This window comes from Leucobacter sp. HNU (assembly GCF_047946755.1).
In the GTDB taxonomy this organism is placed as follows: Bacteria; Actinomycetota; Actinomycetes; order Actinomycetales; family Microbacteriaceae; genus Leucobacter.
In genome coordinates, this window is record NZ_CP178837.1 from 849,711 (window position 1) to 865,174 (window position 15,464).

Consider the following 15,464-nt stretch of genomic DNA (forward strand, 5'->3'; position numbering starts at 1 on the left):
GGGCAGGATTGTGAGCAGCGAGTATCTGATCGGGACCGATATCGTCGCGCGGGACGTGTGGACCACCGTGCCGCTCGACTGGGACGACCCGGAGGGCGAGACGATCCGGGTCTACGCGCGTGAACTCGTCGCGGCCGAGCGCCGCAACGACGATCTGCCGCTGATGGTGCACCTGCAGGGCGGTCCCGGCGGCAAGGGCACGCGTCCGCTCGGTCGTTCTTCGTGGGTGGGCGCCGCGCTGAAGCGGTTCCGTCTCGTGATCCCCGACCAGCGGGGGACCGGCCGGTCGACGCCGCTCTCGGGTCGCGAGTTCGCCGAACTGCCGGCCGAGGAGGCCGCTCGGCGGCTCTCGCTGCACCGCGCCGACTCGATCGTCCGGGACTTCGAGGCGATCCGGGCGCGGCACTACGGCCGCCGCCAGTGGTGGACCCTGGGGCAGAGCTACGGCGGGTTCCTCACCATGCACTATCTGTCGACCGCGCCCGAGGCGATCGTCGGCTCCGCCGTCACCGGCGGCCTCGCCGCGCTGGAGCCGGACCCCGACGAGGTCTACCGGCGCACCTTCCCGCGCATGGTCGAGAAGAACCGCATCTTCCGCGAGCGCACCCCGCACCTCACGGAGCGGGTCGCCCGCATCGCGGACCTCCTCGAGGCGGAGGACGTGCGCCTGGCCGACGGCGACCGCCTCACGGTGCGCCGCTTCCAGACCCTCGGCATGGGCTTCGGCATGGGGCCCGGCTACGACCGCGTCCACTGGGTGCTCGACGAGGCGTTCGCGGACGAGGCCGAGACGCGTCTGAGCGACACCTTCGTCGACGCCGTCGGGGTGGGATCCGCGTTCACGGCGGATCCGCTCTACATGGCGCTGCAGGAGTCCATCTACGGCCCCGGCCCCTCGGCCTGGGCCGCCCAGCGCGAGCGCGATCGACGCCCCGAGTTCGCGGAGTCCGCGCGTCCGCTGCTGTTCACCGGCGAGACGGTCTTCCCCTGGATGTTCGACGAGATCCGCGCACTGCGCGGGTTCCGCGCCGGCGTCGAGCTGCTGGCGGAGCGAGCCTGGCCGATCGAGATGTACGACCCCGAGCGGCTCGCCGCGAACGAGGTCCCGGTCGAGGCCGCCGTGTACTTCGACGACCTCTACGTCGATTCGGGGCTGTCGCTCGACACGGCCTCCCGCGTCGCGGGCGTGAACGCCTGGGTCACCAACGAGTACGAGCACGACGGCGTGCACCACGACGGAGTCGCGGAGCGCCTGTTCACCGCCCTCGAGCACCGGCTCGGCGGCACGGTCAGCGAGAGGAAGCGATGAGCGCGCACGATCACGGAATCGAATTGAACGGCCTGGGGGCGGCGGTCCGCGCCGTCGATTGGGAGTCGAGCACGGCGAACTCCCGCTCGCAGCGCCGCGACCCCCGCATGCCGCTGCTCGCGACCACGCCCGGGTTCACCGATTGGATCCAGACGGGGTGGGGCGACGCGGATCGCACCCCGCGGGTGGAATCCGGCGCGATTCCGGCCGCCGAGGCGCACCGCCGTCGACTGTCCGAGGCGCTGCCAGCGCGGACACTGGTGGTCACCGCCGGGCGCGCGCAGCTGCGCATGAACGACACGTTCTTCGACTTCCGCGCCGACAGCGACTTCCTCTGGCTCGTCGGCTACGCCGTCGAGGACGGCGTGCTCGTGCTGCGGCCCGTCGCGGGCGGGCACGAGGCGACGCTCTACATCACGCCGCCCGCGCGTCCCGGCGACGCGGCGTTCCACGCCGACGCGGCGCACGGCGAACTGTGGGTCGGCCCGCAGCCGGGTGCCGCCGAGCTCGAGGCCGCGCTCGGGATCCGGGTGCGACCGATCGCCGAGCTGGACGTCGCCGACGACGCGCTGATCGCGGGCGCGGCCGTGGTCGCGCGCGGCGCCGGCGCGCAGCTCGACGGGCGCCGGCGCTCGGCGGAGCTCGCGCGCGTGCTCTCCGAGCTGCGCCGGATCAAGGACGCGTGGGAGATCGCCGAGCTGCGCAGCGCGGTCGTGAACACGATGGACGGGTTCGTCGAGGTGCGGCGAGAGATCCCGCGTGCCATCGAGCGCGGCGGGGAGCGCTGGCTGCAGGGCACCTTCGACCGCCACGCGCGCACGGTGGGGCAGGCACCCGGCTACGCGACGATCGTGGGATCCGGTGCGCACGCGCCGATCCTGCACTGGGTGCGCGCCGACGGCGAGATCGATCCGGAGGCGCTGCTGCTGCTCGACATGGGCGTGGAGAATCGCAGCGGCTACACGGCCGACGTGACCCGCACCGTGCCGGCGAGCGGGCGGTTCAGCGACGTGCAGCGGCAGGTGCACGACCTCGTCGAGCGCTCGCACCGGGCGGGGCTCGCCGCGGTGCAGCCGGGCAAGCCCTGGGCGGACTTCCACGCGGCGTCGATGGAGGTGCTGGCGCAGGGGCTCTCAGACTGGGGCGTGCTCCCGGTGTCGGTCGACGAGGCGCTCTCGGAGTCGGGGCAGCAGCACCGCCGGTTCATCGTGTGCGGGGTGGGGCACCACCTCGGACTCGACGTGCACGACTGCGATGCCTCGAGCTACGAGGCCTACTTGGGCGGGACGATCGAACCCGGAATGTCGCTCACGGTCGAGCCCGGCCTGTACTTCCACGCCTGGGACGAGACGATCCCGCCTGAGCTGCGGGGCATCGGCGTCCGTCTCGAGGACGATCTGATCGTCACCGAGACCGGCACCGAGGTGCTCAGCGACGGGCTGCCGATCGACGCCGCGGGGATCGAGCGCTGGATGGCGGAGACGGCCTGATCCGTCGAGGGCTCGAAAAATCCCTGATCCTGACAAAAATTGCGTTTCCTGTCGGTTCGTGGCAGGATTGACGGGTTCGCGCGATCCGCGCGTCAGCTTCGCGCCGCGCCGGCCTCGCCGGTCGAGTCGCGGCGTTTTTCGTCATCGGGCCGAGCGCCCGAACTCATCACTGAAGGAGCATCATGGCAGTCAAGATCCGCCTGAAGCGTCTCGGCAAGATCCGGGCCCCCTACTACCGCATCGTCGTCGCCGATTCGCGCACCAAGCGCGACGGTCGCGTCATCGAGGAGATCGGCAAGTACCACCCGACCGAGCACCCCTCGTTCATCGAGGTCAACTCGGATCGTGCGCAGTACTGGCTGAGCGTCGGCGCGCAGCCGACCGAGCAGGTCGCAGCCATCCTCAAGCTGAGCGGCGACTGGGGCAAGTTCACCGGCGAGGGCGAGACCGAGTCGAAGATCCTCGCTCCCGAGGCCAAGGTTGCTTTCGAGGCCGACTCGGCCAAGAAGCCGGTCCTGCGTCCCAAGGCCGAGAAGCCCGCTGCTCCCGCAGCCGAGGCCGCCGACGAGGCTCCCGCTGCCGACGAGGCCGCGGCTGAGACGGCAGAGGCCTAAGAGTGGCTGCCCCCGCGCTCGCCGAAGCACTCGAACACCTGGTCAAGGGGATCGTCGATCACCCCGAGCAGGTGCGCGTCGATGCGCGCGAGACTCCGCGGGGTGAGCTGCTCGAGGTGCGCGTGAACCCGCGCGACCTGGGCCGCGTCATCGGACGCGGTGGTCGCACGGCGCAGTCGCTGCGCACCGTGATCGGCTCGCTGGCCGACGGCCATCGGGTTCGCGTCGACGTGGTCGACACCGATGCCGAGGGCGGATCCGACACGTCGGACGCCCCGAACGCCGAGGCTCGCGCGTGAGCGCAGCATCAGGCCGCGCGAAGGCTCCCCGACCCGCACAGGGTGCGGGGAGCCTCCGCGTTGGTCGGCTCACCAAGCCCCACGGGCTCAAGGGCGGCGTCAAGATCGAGCTCTACACCGATAATCCCGAGCTGCGCTTCGTGCCGGGCGCCGTGTTCCAGCTGCAGGTCCCCGAGGACTCGCAGTGGTTCGGCCGCACGCTCACGCTGCGCGAGCTCCGCTGGTTCAACGAAACGCCCGTCGCCTTCTTCGAAGAGCTCCCGGACCGGACCGCGGTCGAGAGCAGCGTGCGTGCGATCCTCTGGATCGACGAGGACGCCGTCGCCGCCGGTGCCGAAGAGAACGCCTGGTACGACCACCAGCTCGTCGGCCTCTCGGTGCGTCGCGAGGACCCCGAGCTCGGCACCGTCGAGCTCGGCACCGTCGCCGAGGTGCAGCATTTTCCGGCCCAGGATCTCCTGTCGGTGCATACCCCCAGCGGCACCGTGCTCGTGCCGTTCGTCGAGGCGATCGTTCCGAGCGTCGATCCCGAGGCCGGCGTCGTCATCGTGACCCCGCCGCCCGGGCTCTTCGACGAGAGCGCGGCGATCGAGGCCGGTGGACCCGCTTCGGGCGGTTCCGCGAACGCCGATGCGTCGCCCGCCGAGGGGGAGTCGGGGCCGACCGCATGAGGATCGACGTCGTCTCGATCTTCCCCGGCTACTTCGATGCGCTCGAGCTCTCGCTGCTCGGTAAGGCCAAGAGCCGCGGGCTCATCGATCTGCGCGTGCACGACCTGCGCGAGGCCGCGCACGACAAGCACCGCACCGTCGACGACACCCCCGCGGGCGGCGGGGCCGGCATGGTGATGAAGCCGGAGCCGTGGGGCGAGATGCTCGACGGGATCCTGGCGGACGACGACGCCGACGCCGAACCGCTCATCATCTTCCCGTCGCCTGCCGGCGACGTGTTCACGCAGCGCATGGCCCGGGAACTCGCGGAGGAGCGCCACCTGGTGTTCGGCTGCGGCCGCTACGAGGGCATCGACCAGCGGGTGTTCGACGAGTACGCCGAGCGCGGGCGCGTGCGCCTCGTGAGCATCGGCGACTACGTGCTGAACGGCGGTGAGGTCGCGACGATCGCGATGATCGAGGCGATCGGACGCCTGCTGCCCGGTGTGGTCGGAAACCCCGAGAGCCTGGTCGAGGAGTCCCACGAAGAGGACGGCCTGCTCGAGTACCCGAGTTACACGAAGCCCGCCGAATGGCGCGGGCGCGAGGTGCCGCCCGTGCTGCTGAGCGGCAACCACGCCGCCGTCGAGCGGTGGCGCCGCGAGCAGCGCATCGAACGGACTCGCCGCGTGCGCCCCGAGCTGCTGCCAGAGGAGCTGCGCAAGGCGTAGCGGTTCCTAGCCGACCGAGGCGAGCGCGAACGGCAGCACTGCGGGGGCTCCCGCCCCGCGGAGCAGTCGAGCGCCGACCGTGATGGTCCAGCGGCTGTCGATGAGGTCGTCGACGAGGAGCAGCGGCCCGGGCGCCTGTGCCACCGTCTGCGCGAGCGCGGGCGAGACGCCGAACCGGTTCCAAACCGAGGCCAGGCGGAAGGCGCTGTTGCCGCCGGGGCCGGTCACGGGGATCGAGGGATCGACGTCGAGCGACCCCAGGAACGGCAGGCGGCCGCGTTCGGCGATCGCCGCTGCGGTGCTCGATACCAGCTGCGGCCGCCCGAGCGACGGCATCGCGACGACGCCGACGGGGCGCTCCTGCCACGGCCAGTCGCGCAGCGCGGTGAGCGCGCCGTTCAGGAGGCGTTCGTCGATGGGGCGGTCGGACGAACCGGCGGCGAAGACCTCGCGCAGGGCGCCGCCCCACCCGAGGTCGGTCAGACGGGCGATCGTGCGACCGGGCTCCGGGCGCTCCTCGAGAGCAATGCGTCCGCGCACGGGCAGCCCGCGGCGATCGGCGCCGGTGGGCCATTGCCCGCGGGGCTCGACCGGGACGCCGACGAGTGCGAGCCGTCCGGAAGCCTGTTCGGCGGCGGCGCTCGGGACGTCGCTCGGATACCAGGCTCCGGCGCAGACATCGCAGCGGCCGCAGGCCGCGGCGTTCGGATCATCGAGGTCGCGCTGCAGCAGCTCCATGCGGCAGGTCGCGCCCCGTTCGTACTCGAGCATCGACCGTTGCTCGCTCTCGCGCGCAGCGGCGATGCGCGCGTAACGCTCGGCGTCGTAGTGCCATGGTGCGCCCGTCGCGACCCAGCCGCCCGACACCCGGCGAACGGCGCCGTCGACGTCGAGCACCTTGAGCAGCAGCTCGAGCTGGGTGCGGCGGACGTCGACGCGGGCCTCGAGCGCGGGCGTCGACAGCGGCTCGTCGCCGAGCGCAGCGATGACCGCTGCCGCACGTTCCGGGTCGGGCATGGACGCCGTGGCGAAGTAGCGCCAGATCTCGGCGTCCTCGGCGCCGGGCAGGAGCAGCACGTCCGCGTGATCGGTGGCGCGGCCCGCGCGCCCGACCTGCTGGTAGTACGCGACGGGGGAGGACGGGGCTCCGAGATGGACGACGAAGCCGAGGTCGGGTTTGTCGAAGCCCATGCCGAGCGCGCTCGTGGCGACGAGCGCCTTGACCTCGTTGCGCTTGAGCGCGGTTTCGAGCTGCTCGCGCTCCTCGGGATCGGTGCGGCCGGTATAGGCCGCGACGGCGTGGCCGGCCTCGCGCAGCAACTGCGCGGTGTCTTCGGCGGCCGAGACGGTGAGCGCGTAGACGATGCCGCTGCCCGGCAGCTCCGCGAGGTGCGCGACGAGCCAGGCGAGGCGTTCGCGCGAGGACGGAAGGTTCAGGCAGCCGAGGCGGAGCGATGCACGGGCCAGGGAGCCGCGCAGCGTGAGCACGTCGTCGCCCAGCTGCTCGACGACGTCGGCCACCACGCGGGCATTCGCGGTGGCGGTGGTGGCGAGCACGGGCACGCTGCGGTCGAGGTCCGCGAGCAGCGCCGCGATGCGCCGGTAGTCGGGGCGGAAGTCGTGCCCCCAATCGGAGATGCAGTGCGCCTCGTCGATGACGAGCAGCCCCATGCGTGCGAGCAGCGCTGGCAGCTGCTGCTCGCGGAACCTGGGGTTGTTGAGGCGTTCGGGCGAGACGAGCAGCACGTCGAGCTCGTCCGCTGCGAGCTTCGCCTCGATCTCGCCCCACTCGTCGGCGGTGGCCGAGTTGATCGCCGCGGCCCGCACCCCCGCGCGCTCGGCCGCGGACACCTGGTCGCGCATGAGCGCGAGGAGCGGCGAGACGAGCAGCGTTGGGCCCGCGCCGCGGGCCCGGAGGAGCGCGGTGGCGACGAAGTAGACCGCGGACTTGCCCCAGCCGGTGCGCTGCACGACCAGCGCACGCCGGTGCTCGTCGACGAGCGCGCTGATCGCCTCGAACTGGCCGTCGTGGAAGACCGCGTCGGCGCGGCCCGTGAGCCGCCGGAGCAGCGCGAGGGCTTCGTCGTGCGTGGACGCTGCGGTGATGCTCTGCGGTTCGGGGCTCATGCCTCGATCATGTCAGCCGCCGCCGACATCGGCCGCGGATCGCGCGCAGGCGCGCTCGAACCGGGGAACCCGGGCGGGTCCTGGAATGGCAACGGGCCGGAGGAGCGCAATCGGCGACACGGCATTCGGATCTGTGGCATAATAGATCCTCGTGCCACGGTGCGGTACTGCCGCAAGGGTCCGCACACACCGTGCAGCACTCACCATCTTTTCAAATCTTCAGAATCCGCGCCCCGACTTGCGGCGGCCGCAGAGAGAGACCATCATGCAGAAGCTCGATCACGTCGATGCCGCGTCGCTCCGGAGCGACATCCCCGAGTTCCGCGCCGGCGACACCGTCAAGGTGCACGTCAACATCGTCGAGGGCAACCGCTCGCGTGTCCAGGTGTTCCAGGGCATCGTGATCTCCCGCCACGGCGAGGGCGTCCGCGAGACCTTCACCGTCCGCAAGATCAGCTTCCAGGTGGGCGTGGAGCGCAAGTTCCCCGTGCACTCGCCCGCGATCGACAAGATCGAGGTCGTCACCCGCGGTGACGTCCGTCGTGCGAAGCTCTACTACCTGCGCGGCCTCACCGGCAAGAAGGCCAAGGTCAAGGAGAAGCGCGACTTCTAAGCCGCGACTCCGTCGGGCGCGCGCCGCGCCCGACGCCCCGCTCACAGGCTCCCTCCGGCAACGGATGGGAGCCTGTAGTGTCTGTGCCAGAACCGTGCACGCATCCCGATCCACCCCGACCTCCGGAGCCGCCTGACATGAGCGAAGCCGCCACCCACGACGCACCGCCCGCGAAGCAGCGGCGGGGCGGACTCATCGGCTTCCTGCGGGACCTCGTGATCATCCTGCTGATCGCGTTCCTCATCTCGTTCCTGCTCAAGACCTTCCTGGTGCGCAGCTTCTACATCCCCTCCGGATCGATGATGCACACGCTGGAGGTCAACGACCGGGTGCTCGTCAACCAGCTGGTGCCCAACGTGGTGCCGCTGAAGCGCGGCGACGTGGTCGTGTTCAAGGATCCCGGCGGGTGGCTCACCCCGACCGGGGCGAAGGACCCGACCCCTTCGAACAGGTGCTGCAGACCGTCGGCCTCGCGGCCGACACGAGCAACCAGTATCTGGTGAAGCGGGTCATCGGCGTCGGCGGGGACCGCGTGAAGTGCTGCGATGCCAACGGGCTCGTGACGATCAACGGGGTGCCGATCAAGGAGCCCTACGTGTTCCTGAGCGGCGGCAACACCCGCGCCTCCGGCATGGACTTCGACGTCACGGTGCCCGAGGGATCCATCTGGGTCATGGGCGACAACCGCTACGGCAGCCGGGACTCGCGCTACCACCAGGAGGATCCGGGCAAGGGCTTCGTCAAGGAGAGCGAGGTCGTCGGTCGCGCGTTCGTGCTGAACTGGCCGCTGAACCGATTCACCTGGCTCGGAGACTACCCCGACACCTTCGCCGGTGTCGTCGCCGAGACCGAGCGCCAGAAGCAGCAGCAGTAGCCCGTGGCCGGGGTCTCGAAGGATCCGACCCTCGAGCTCGAGCGCGAGTGGTTCGATGCGGGCGCGCAGCTCGTGATCGGCATCGACGAGGTCGGCCGCGGTGCGATCGCCGGGCCGGTCGCGGTCGGCGTGCACGCTGTGCGCGCCGGCACCGAGAGCTTCCCCGAGGGGCTCCGGGACTCCAAGCTGATCAGCCAGAAGAAGCGCGAGGCGATCGCCGCCGGGATCGATGGCTTCGGCCCCGGTGCCGTCGGGTTCTCGACCGCGCTCGAGATCGACGAGCACGGCATCACCGCGATGCTCGGTGCCGCCGCCCGGCGGGCGCTGCTCGCGCTGCACGAGAGCGGCATCGACGTCACGGGCGCGGTGATCCTGCTCGACGGCTCGCACGACTGGCTGACGCCGGCGCTGCGCGCGCCGCTGGACGTCAGGACCCGGGTGGGCGCCGACCGCGACTGCGCGTCGGTCTCGGCCGCATCGGTGCGGGCGAAGGTCGCGCGGGACGCGTTGATGCTCGAGGCGCACGGGGCGCATCCGCACTACGCCTGGGCCTCCAACAAGGGCTACGGGGCACAGGCGCACTACGACGGCATCGCCGCCCACGGGCTCACCGAGCTTCACCGCACGAGCTGGATCAAGCGCTGAGCCCCAGCGCCCGCCGGACCCCGCGCGGTAGGCTGGATCCGTGACTTCCGTGCTGCAGAACGACGCTCCCATCGGCGTGTTCGACTCGGGCGTCGGCGGGCTCACCGTCGCGCGGGCGATCCGCGACCAGCTGCCGAACGAGTCGATGATCTACGTGGGGGATACGGCGAACACGCCGTACGGCCCGCGCCCCATCGCCGAGGTGCGCAGATTCTCCCTGGAGATCCTCGACGACCTCGTGGCGCAGGGCGTGAAGATGCTCGTGATCGCCTGCAACACCGCGAGCGCGGCGATGCTGCGCGATGCCCACGAGCGCTATGAGGTGCCCGTGGTCGAAGTGATCGGCCCGACGGTGCGCAGCGCCGTGTCGATCACCCGCAACGGCCGCGTCGGCCTCATCGGCACCCAGGGCACCATCCAGTCCCGCGTGTACGACGATCTGTTCAGCATGCGCCCCGATATCGAACTGACGGGGCAGGCCTGCCCCGAGTTCGTCCCCCTCGTCGAAGCCGGACGCACGAGCGGGCCCGAGGTGCTCGAGGTGGCGGAGCGCTACCTCGCTCCGCTGCTCGAACGCGAGATCGACACGCTCGTGCTCGGCTGCACGCACTATCCGTTCCTCCGCGGCGCGATCCGGCAGGTCGTCGGGCCCGACGTCGCCCTCGTCTCGAGCGACGTCGAGACCGCGGCGGAGGTCTACCGGACGCTGACCGACCACGGCCTGCTCCGTTCCGAGGACGCGGGCGAGCCGCTCGTCCGCTACGAGGCCACCGGCGCCGACACCGCCGCCTTCGTCGAGCTCGCGCGTCGCATGATCGGGATCGGCATCGACGCCGTCGACCGCATGCCGACGGGCGCGATCCGCCTGCCCTAGCGCGCAGCCCCGCCGCGCCCCGAGCGCGTCCCACCCGATCCCGCTCCGGCTCCGACCGCACGGTCCGCCGGCCCCACCCAGCAGAGTTCCGGGAGCACCCCGGATTCCTCACCCGAAGGAGCATCATGACGGACACCATCAGGTTCGACGGCCGCACCCCGGCGCAGACGCGCCCCGTATCCATCGAGCGCGGCTGGAGCGCCCAGGCGGAGGGCAGCGCGCTCATCTCCTTCGGCGACACCCGCGTCCTGTGCACGGCATCGTTCACACCCGGCGTGCCCCGCTGGCTCATGGGCCAGGGCACCGGCTGGGTCACGGCGGAGTACGCGATGCTGCCGCGCTCCACCAACGAGCGCATGCAGCGCGAGTCGGTCAAGGGGAAGATCGGCGGCCGCACCCACGAGATCTCGCGACTCATCGGCCGGAGCCTCCGTGCCGTGGTCGACACGAAGGCGCTCGGCGAGAACACCCTCGTGATCGACTGCGACGTGCTGCAGGCCGACGGTGGCACGCGCACCGCCTCGATCACGGGCGCGTACGTCGCCCTCGCCGAGGCGCTCGCCTGGGGCCGCGCTCAGGGCCACATCGCCCGCAAGGCGAAGCCGCTCACCGACAGCGTCGCCGCGATCTCCGTCGGGATCGTGGGCGGGGTGCCGCTCAGCGACCTCGCCTACGTCGAGGACTCGCGGGCCGAGACCGACATGAACGTGGTGGTCACGGGGGCCGGAGACTTCGTCGAAGTCCAAGGCACTGCCGAGGAGTCCCGTTCAAGCGCGCCGAGCTCGATGCGCTGCTCGATCTCGCCCTCGTCTCGACCACCGAGCTGAGTGCGATCCAGCGCGCGGCGCTCGCGGACGTCGACGGGGTCGACGAGCTGATCGGGCGACGCGCATGAGCCCCGCGCAGGTCGTTCTGGCGAGCCACAACGCGCACAAGCTCCAGGAACTGAGGCGGCTCATGGAGCCGCTGATCCCGGGGATCGAACTGATCGGCTACGACGGGCCCGAGCCCGTCGAGAGCGGCGTCACCTTCGCCGAGAACGCCCTCATCAAGGCACGCGCGGCGGCCGCGCACACCGGCCTTCCCGCCATCGCCGACGACTCGGGGATCTCGGTCGAGGTGCTCGGCGGCTGCCCCGGGATCTTCTCGGCGCGCTGGGGCGGTCCTGCCCGCAGCGACGCGGCGAACGTCGACCTGCTGCTCTGGCAGCTCAGCGACCTGGCGGACGAGCACCGTGCCGCGGCGTTCGTCTGCGCCGCCGCGCTCGCGCTGCCATCGGGCGAGGAGACCGTGCGGATCGGCAATTGGCCGGGCAGCGTGCTGCGCGCCCCCGCGGGCGCGGGCGGCTTCGGGTACGACCCGGTGTTCCGGCCCGAGGGCGAGACCCGGTCGGCAGCGGAGCTCACACCCGCCGAGAAGGACGCGGCGTCCCATCGCACCCGCGCGTTCTCGGCGCTCGTGCCCGAGATCCTCAGCCGAGTGACGGGAGCCGAGTGATGGCGCTGGACCCCACGGCTCCCGTCGGCGATGAGGCCGGCGGGCTGGTGCGTCCCGCGGTCAGCGCGGACGACGCGGCGCGGATCTCGAGCGAGCTCTACGGCATCGACGCCGCTGCCGTCGAGCTCGGCAGCAATCAGGACCGCAACTACCTGCTCACCCACCCCGACGGGTCCCGCAGCGTGCTGCGGATCGACAACCCGGTCTTCGCTCAGGAGGCTCGCGACGCCCAGCACGCCGCGCTCGACGCCTACCGTCGGGCAGGGGTCCGCGTTCCGGCGGTCCTCGCCGGCCTCGACGGCGCGCTCACGCAGACCTGGGGCGGCTATGCGGTGCGGCGCAGCGAGTTCGTGGACGGGGTCCCGCTCGTCGACGCCGGCTACCTCGCCCCCGTGGTGCTCGAGGAATTCGGCGCGCTCGCCGCGGCATCGGTGCGGGCGCTCGAATCGCTCGCGCACCCGGGTCTCGACCGTCCGCACATGTGGGACATGCGGGTGGCCTACGACGAGACGGTTCGCCTCGCTCCGGCGATCACCGATCCCGTGCTCCGCGAACGGGTGATCCAGGCGGCGCAGGCGGCGCACGAGGCCCTCGCGGCGGTCGCGGACGCGCTGCCGGTGCAGGCGATCCACGGAGACCTGACCGACGACAACGTGATGGGGATCCGGGGCGACGATGCCCGGGTGCATCCCGGCACCGTGCTGGATCTGGGGGACCTCTCGCTCGGGTGGCGGGTCGCCGAACTGGCGGTCACGGCGTCTTCGATGCTCCACCACGAGCCGGACCGGCCCGAGCGCGTGCTCGGCACCGTCGCGGCGTTCCATCGCGGCGCCGAGCTGTCGGCGGCCGAGGCGCGGGCGGTCTGGCCGCTCGTCGTACTGCGTGCGGCGCTGCTCGTCGCGAGCGGATGGCGCCAGCTCGAGATCGACGGCGACAACGCCTACGCGCGGGAGCGCGTCGCGGGCGAGCAGGCGATCTTCGACGCCGCGACCCTGATCCCGCTGGTCGAGGCGACCGAGCTCGTGCTCGCCGAAGTGGGCCTGATGGGAGCCCCGCACGGCACGGAGCTGCGGCTGCTGGCGACGCCCGCGCCAGCTGCGGCGGGCACCCTTCCGCTGCGTTCGCTGCTGCCCGACCTCGTCGGCGAGGTCGCGATGCTCGACCCCGGGGTCGAGTCGGAGGCCCTCGAAGCCGGCGCCTGGCTCGCGGCGGATGCCGAGGTATCGCTCGCCGCGTCCGCCCTGGACGGGGGTGCCGCGGCCGCCGTGCTGCCGCACGGCGTCTACCGGCTCACGCGCACGGCGATCGACGCGACCGACGCGGCGAAGACCTGGCCGGCCAACACCGAGATCCGGCTCGCGGCGGGCGACGCGCTGCGCGCGACCGCGCCGGCCGCGGGAACCGTGCTCGCGGTCGGTCCCGACGCGCTGCTCCTCGCGCTCTCGGACGGCTGGTTGCTCGGCATCAGCGGCATCGTGCCGTCCGTGGTCGGCGGCGAATCCGTGGCACTGGGCGGAGCGATCGGCGCGGTCGCGGCATCCGCCGCCGGGTCCGAAGCCCCTCGTGCGGTGACCGTCGGCCTGCGCCGGCCCGATGCGCTGCCGCTGACCGAGGACCACTTCGCCTCGGCGCAGCTCGTCGCTCCGGAGCGCGTGCCCGCGTGGCGGCGTCTGGCGCCCGATCCCGCCGGGCTCCTCGCCCTGCCCGAGCGGGGTCAGCGCGACGAGTCCGGCGACGAGCAGGAGCGGCGATCGCGGATCTTCGCGAGCGCGCAGGAGCGCTACTACGATCGGCCGATGCAGATCGAGCGGGGCTGGAGGCACCACCTCGTCGACACCACGGGCCGCGCCTACGTCGACATGGTGAACAACGTGACGGGTCTCGGGCACGGGCACCCCGGCGTCGCCGATGCGGTGAACCGCCAGATCCGGATCCTCAACACCAACTCGCGGTTCCTCTACCGGGAGCTCGCCGAGTACAGCGAGCGGCTGCTCGACCTGCTGCCGCCGGGCACCGGCCTCGACACCGTGCTGCTCGTCAACAGCGGTTCCGAGGCGGTCGACCTGGCGCTGCGACTCGCTCAGGCCGCGACCGGCCGGCGCACCATCGTGTCGCTGCGCGAGGCCTACCACGGCTGGACCATGGCGTCCGATGCCGTGACGACCTCGGCGTACGACAACCCGTACGCGCTCGAGTCGCGCCCCGACTGGGTCCACGTCGCCGATGTGCCCAATGAGTACCGCGGTACGTACCGGGGGCCGGGGACCGGGCCGAAGTACGCGGCGGACCTCGGCGCCGACCTCGCCGCGCTCGCGGCCGAGGGTCGCGACGCCGCCGGGTTCATCTGCGAGTCGGTGCTGGGCAACGCCGGCGGCGTCCGGCTGCCCGAGGGCTACCTCGCTGACGCGTACGCGCGCGTGCGCGCCGCCGGCGGTCTCTGCATCGCCGACGAGGTGCAGGTGGGCTTCGGCCGCATGGGATCGACGTTCTGGGGCTTCGAGCAGTCGGGCGTCGTGCCCGACATCGTGACCATCGCGAAGCCGATGGGCAACGGGTTCCCGATCGGCGGGGTCATCACCTCGCAGCGGGTGGCCGACGCGCTGGCCTCGCAGGGGCAGTTCTTCTCGTCCGCCGGCGGCAACCCGCTGTCGTGCAGGGTCGGTCTCGCGGTGCTCGATGCGATGCGCGACGAAGGCCTGCAGCAGAACGCTGCCGTGGTGGGCGAGCGGCTCCGCCGAGGCTTCGAAGCGCTGGCGGAGCGGCACGCCCTGATCGGTCCCGTGCACGGAGCGGGTCTCTACCTGGGCGTCGAGCTCGTGCGCGACCGCGAGACGCTGGAGCCGGCGACGGCCGAAGCTGCCGCGATCTGCGAGCGCCTGCGCGAGCTGGGCGTGATCGTCCTCACCACTTCGGAGCGTTCGAACGTGCTCAAGGTGAAGCCCCCGCTGTGCCTCACCGCCGAGAGCGCCGACTTCGTCGTGGCCGCGCTCGACCGGGTCCTCACCGAGGGCTGGTAGCCGACCGGGCTGCTGCGTCAGCGCAGCGCGTCAGTGCAGCAGCCCGGGCACCGTTTCCGCGACGATCGCGAGCGCGACGAGCACGAACACGGCGCCCGCGATCATGTCGATCCACGGCGATGCGCGCCGGAACCAGCCCTGGAAGCGCCGCGCCGAGGCGGCGAGGGCGAAGCCGCAGAACCACAGGAGTCCGATCAGCACCAGCAGCGCGACGATCGCACCGCGATCCCACCAGCTCGCACCGGGCGGCAGCATCTGCGAGAACAGCGCGGTGAAGAACAGCAGCGCCTTCGGATTCGAGAGATTCGTGACGAGGCCCAGCCGGAACGCGCGGGCGCTCGGAGCACGGACCGCCTGCGCTGCGGCAGGATCCCGGAGGTCGCCGAAGCCGGCCCGGATGCTCTGGACGCCGATCCAGATCAGCACCGCTGAACCGGCCAGCTGCAGCGCGGGGAGCGCTCCCGGGATCGCTCGGAGCAGCGCCGAGAGTCCGAGCACGGAGACGAGGATCCAGGCGAGATTGCCCAGCATGACCCCCAGTGCAGCCCGGAGTGCGGATGCGCGGTCGCGGATGCCGAGGCGCAGGAGGAGGAACAGATCGGGGCCGGGCATCACGATCGCAGCGATCCACGCCGCTGCGAGGGTGAGCCAGTCGGCTGCGGTCAGGGCGCTTACGGGCATCCTTCCATCCTGCCAGCCGGGAATCGCGCCCCGCGCCGCCCCG

The 15,464-nt window shown here is 71.9% G+C and carries 15 protein-coding genes and 1 pseudogene; 14 read left to right on the plus strand and 2 right to left on the minus strand.

Going from position 1 to position 15,464, the window contains the following annotated elements; translation table 11 throughout:
- Positions 1-7: 7 nt before the first annotated feature.
- The 6 genes from AB3K78_RS04120 (at position 8) to trmD (ending at position 5,093) form a co-directional block, all read left to right on the plus strand.
- A complete protein-coding gene (locus AB3K78_RS04120; RefSeq protein WP_416447301.1) occupies positions 8-1,309 on the plus strand; it encodes an alpha/beta fold hydrolase in 1,302 nt (433 codons plus the stop codon).
- A complete protein-coding gene (locus AB3K78_RS04125) occupies positions 1,306-2,799 on the plus strand; it encodes an aminopeptidase P family protein (RefSeq protein ID WP_416446412.1) in 1,494 nt (497 codons plus the stop codon). The genes AB3K78_RS04120 and AB3K78_RS04125 overlap by 4 nt, the downstream gene beginning before the upstream one ends.
- 182 nt (positions 2,800-2,981) lie before the next feature.
- On the plus strand, positions 2,982-3,413 hold the full coding sequence (gene rpsP / locus AB3K78_RS04130; protein ID WP_046454537.1) for a 30S ribosomal protein S16: 432 nt from the start codon (positions 2,982-2,984) through the stop codon (positions 3,411-3,413).
- Between the two features lie 2 nt (positions 3,414-3,415).
- Entirely contained in the window at positions 3,416-3,712 is a 297-nt protein-coding gene (locus AB3K78_RS04135) for an RNA-binding protein (RefSeq protein ID WP_416446414.1), read from the plus strand.
- On the plus strand, positions 3,709-4,383 hold the full coding sequence (rimM, locus tag AB3K78_RS04140; RefSeq protein ID WP_416446416.1) for a ribosome maturation factor RimM: 675 nt from the start codon (positions 3,709-3,711) through the stop codon (positions 4,381-4,383). Before AB3K78_RS04135 ends, rimM begins: the two co-directional genes overlap by 4 nt.
- Positions 4,380-5,093 (plus strand): tRNA (guanosine(37)-N1)-methyltransferase TrmD, encoded by a 714-nt coding sequence (gene trmD / locus AB3K78_RS04145; protein ID WP_416446418.1) that lies wholly within the window; start codon positions 4,380-4,382, stop codon positions 5,091-5,093. Before rimM ends, trmD begins: the two co-directional genes overlap by 4 nt.
- Before the next feature lie 6 nt (positions 5,094-5,099).
- Here trmD and AB3K78_RS04150 read toward each other — a convergent pair whose 3' ends face one another.
- On the minus strand, positions 5,100-7,220 hold the full coding sequence (locus tag AB3K78_RS04150; RefSeq protein ID WP_416446420.1) for a RecQ family ATP-dependent DNA helicase: 2,121 nt from the start codon (positions 7,218-7,220) through the stop codon (positions 5,100-5,102).
- A gap of 265 nt (positions 7,221-7,485) precedes the next feature.
- Between AB3K78_RS04150 and rplS the strand changes: the two genes are divergently transcribed.
- The 8 genes and pseudogenes from rplS to AB3K78_RS04190 all read left to right on the plus strand — a co-directional run bounded on the left by rplS (position 7,486) and on the right by AB3K78_RS04190 (position 14,740).
- A complete protein-coding gene (gene rplS / locus AB3K78_RS04155) occupies positions 7,486-7,833 on the plus strand; it encodes a 50S ribosomal protein L19 (RefSeq protein WP_046454561.1) in 348 nt (115 codons plus the stop codon).
- A gap of 137 nt (positions 7,834-7,970) precedes the next feature.
- Entirely contained in the window at positions 7,971-8,336 is a 366-nt protein-coding gene (lepB, locus tag AB3K78_RS04160) for a signal peptidase I (RefSeq protein ID WP_416446422.1), read from the plus strand.
- Positions 8,240-8,707 carry a signal peptidase I gene (gene lepB / locus AB3K78_RS04165; RefSeq protein ID WP_416446424.1) on the plus strand — a complete coding sequence of 156 codons (468 nt, stop codon included), beginning with the start codon at positions 8,240-8,242 and terminating at the stop codon, positions 8,705-8,707. Before lepB (AB3K78_RS04160) ends, lepB (AB3K78_RS04165) begins: the two co-directional genes overlap by 97 nt.
- Positions 8,708-8,710: 3 nt before the next feature.
- Positions 8,711-9,352 carry a ribonuclease HII gene (locus tag AB3K78_RS04170; RefSeq protein WP_416446426.1) on the plus strand — a complete coding sequence of 214 codons (642 nt, stop codon included), beginning with the start codon at positions 8,711-8,713 and terminating at the stop codon, positions 9,350-9,352.
- A 40-nt stretch (positions 9,353-9,392) separates the two neighbouring features.
- Complete coding sequence (murI, locus tag AB3K78_RS04175) at positions 9,393-10,226, plus strand: glutamate racemase (RefSeq protein WP_416446428.1); 834 nt, start codon at positions 9,393-9,395, stop codon at positions 10,224-10,226.
- A gap of 125 nt (positions 10,227-10,351) precedes the next feature.
- Positions 10,352-11,121: pseudogene (rph, locus tag AB3K78_RS04180) on the plus strand (ribonuclease PH).
- On the plus strand, positions 11,118-11,723 hold the full coding sequence (locus AB3K78_RS04185; protein ID WP_416446430.1) for a non-canonical purine NTP pyrophosphatase: 606 nt from the start codon (positions 11,118-11,120) through the stop codon (positions 11,721-11,723). Before rph ends, AB3K78_RS04185 begins: the two are co-directional and overlap by 4 nt.
- Positions 11,723-14,740 carry an aminotransferase gene (locus AB3K78_RS04190; protein ID WP_416446432.1) on the plus strand — a complete coding sequence of 1,006 codons (3,018 nt, stop codon included), beginning with the start codon at positions 11,723-11,725 and terminating at the stop codon, positions 14,738-14,740. Before AB3K78_RS04185 ends, AB3K78_RS04190 begins: the two co-directional genes overlap by 1 nt.
- Before the next feature lie 30 nt (positions 14,741-14,770).
- Here the strand turns inward: AB3K78_RS04190 and AB3K78_RS04195 are convergent, their stop codons facing one another.
- Positions 14,771-15,421 carry a LysE family translocator gene (locus AB3K78_RS04195; RefSeq protein WP_416446434.1) on the minus strand — a complete coding sequence of 217 codons (651 nt, stop codon included), beginning with the start codon at positions 15,419-15,421 and terminating at the stop codon, positions 14,771-14,773.
- Between the last annotated feature and the right edge of the window lie 43 nt (positions 15,422-15,464).

What these genes read in the sequence shown, in the direction of transcription:
- trmD (WP_416446418.1), top strand. Translation starts at nt 4,380, where the DNA reads ATGAGGATCGACGTCGTCTCGATCTTCCCCGGCTACTTCGATGCGCTC.
- lepB (WP_416446422.1), top strand. Translation starts at nt 7,971, where the DNA reads ATGAGCGAAGCCGCCACCCACGACGCACCGCCCGCGAAGCAGCGGCGG.
- AB3K78_RS04190 (WP_416446432.1), top strand. Translation starts at nt 11,723, where the DNA reads ATGGCGCTGGACCCCACGGCTCCCGTCGGCGATGAGGCCGGCGGGCTG.
- AB3K78_RS04195 (WP_416446434.1), bottom strand. Translation starts at nt 15,421, where the DNA reads ATGCCCGTAAGCGCCCTGACCGCAGCCGACTGGCTCACCCTCGCAGCG.
- rpsP (WP_046454537.1), top strand. Translation starts at nt 2,982, where the DNA reads ATGGCAGTCAAGATCCGCCTGAAGCGTCTCGGCAAGATCCGGGCCCCC.
- AB3K78_RS04185 (WP_416446430.1), top strand. Translation starts at nt 11,118, where the DNA reads ATGAGCCCCGCGCAGGTCGTTCTGGCGAGCCACAACGCGCACAAGCTC.
- AB3K78_RS04125 (WP_416446412.1), top strand. Translation starts at nt 1,306, where the DNA reads ATGAGCGCGCACGATCACGGAATCGAATTGAACGGCCTGGGGGCGGCG.
- rplS (WP_046454561.1), top strand. Translation starts at nt 7,486, where the DNA reads ATGCAGAAGCTCGATCACGTCGATGCCGCGTCGCTCCGGAGCGACATC.
- AB3K78_RS04150 (WP_416446420.1), bottom strand. Translation starts at nt 7,220, where the DNA reads ATGAGCCCCGAACCGCAGAGCATCACCGCAGCGTCCACGCACGACGAA.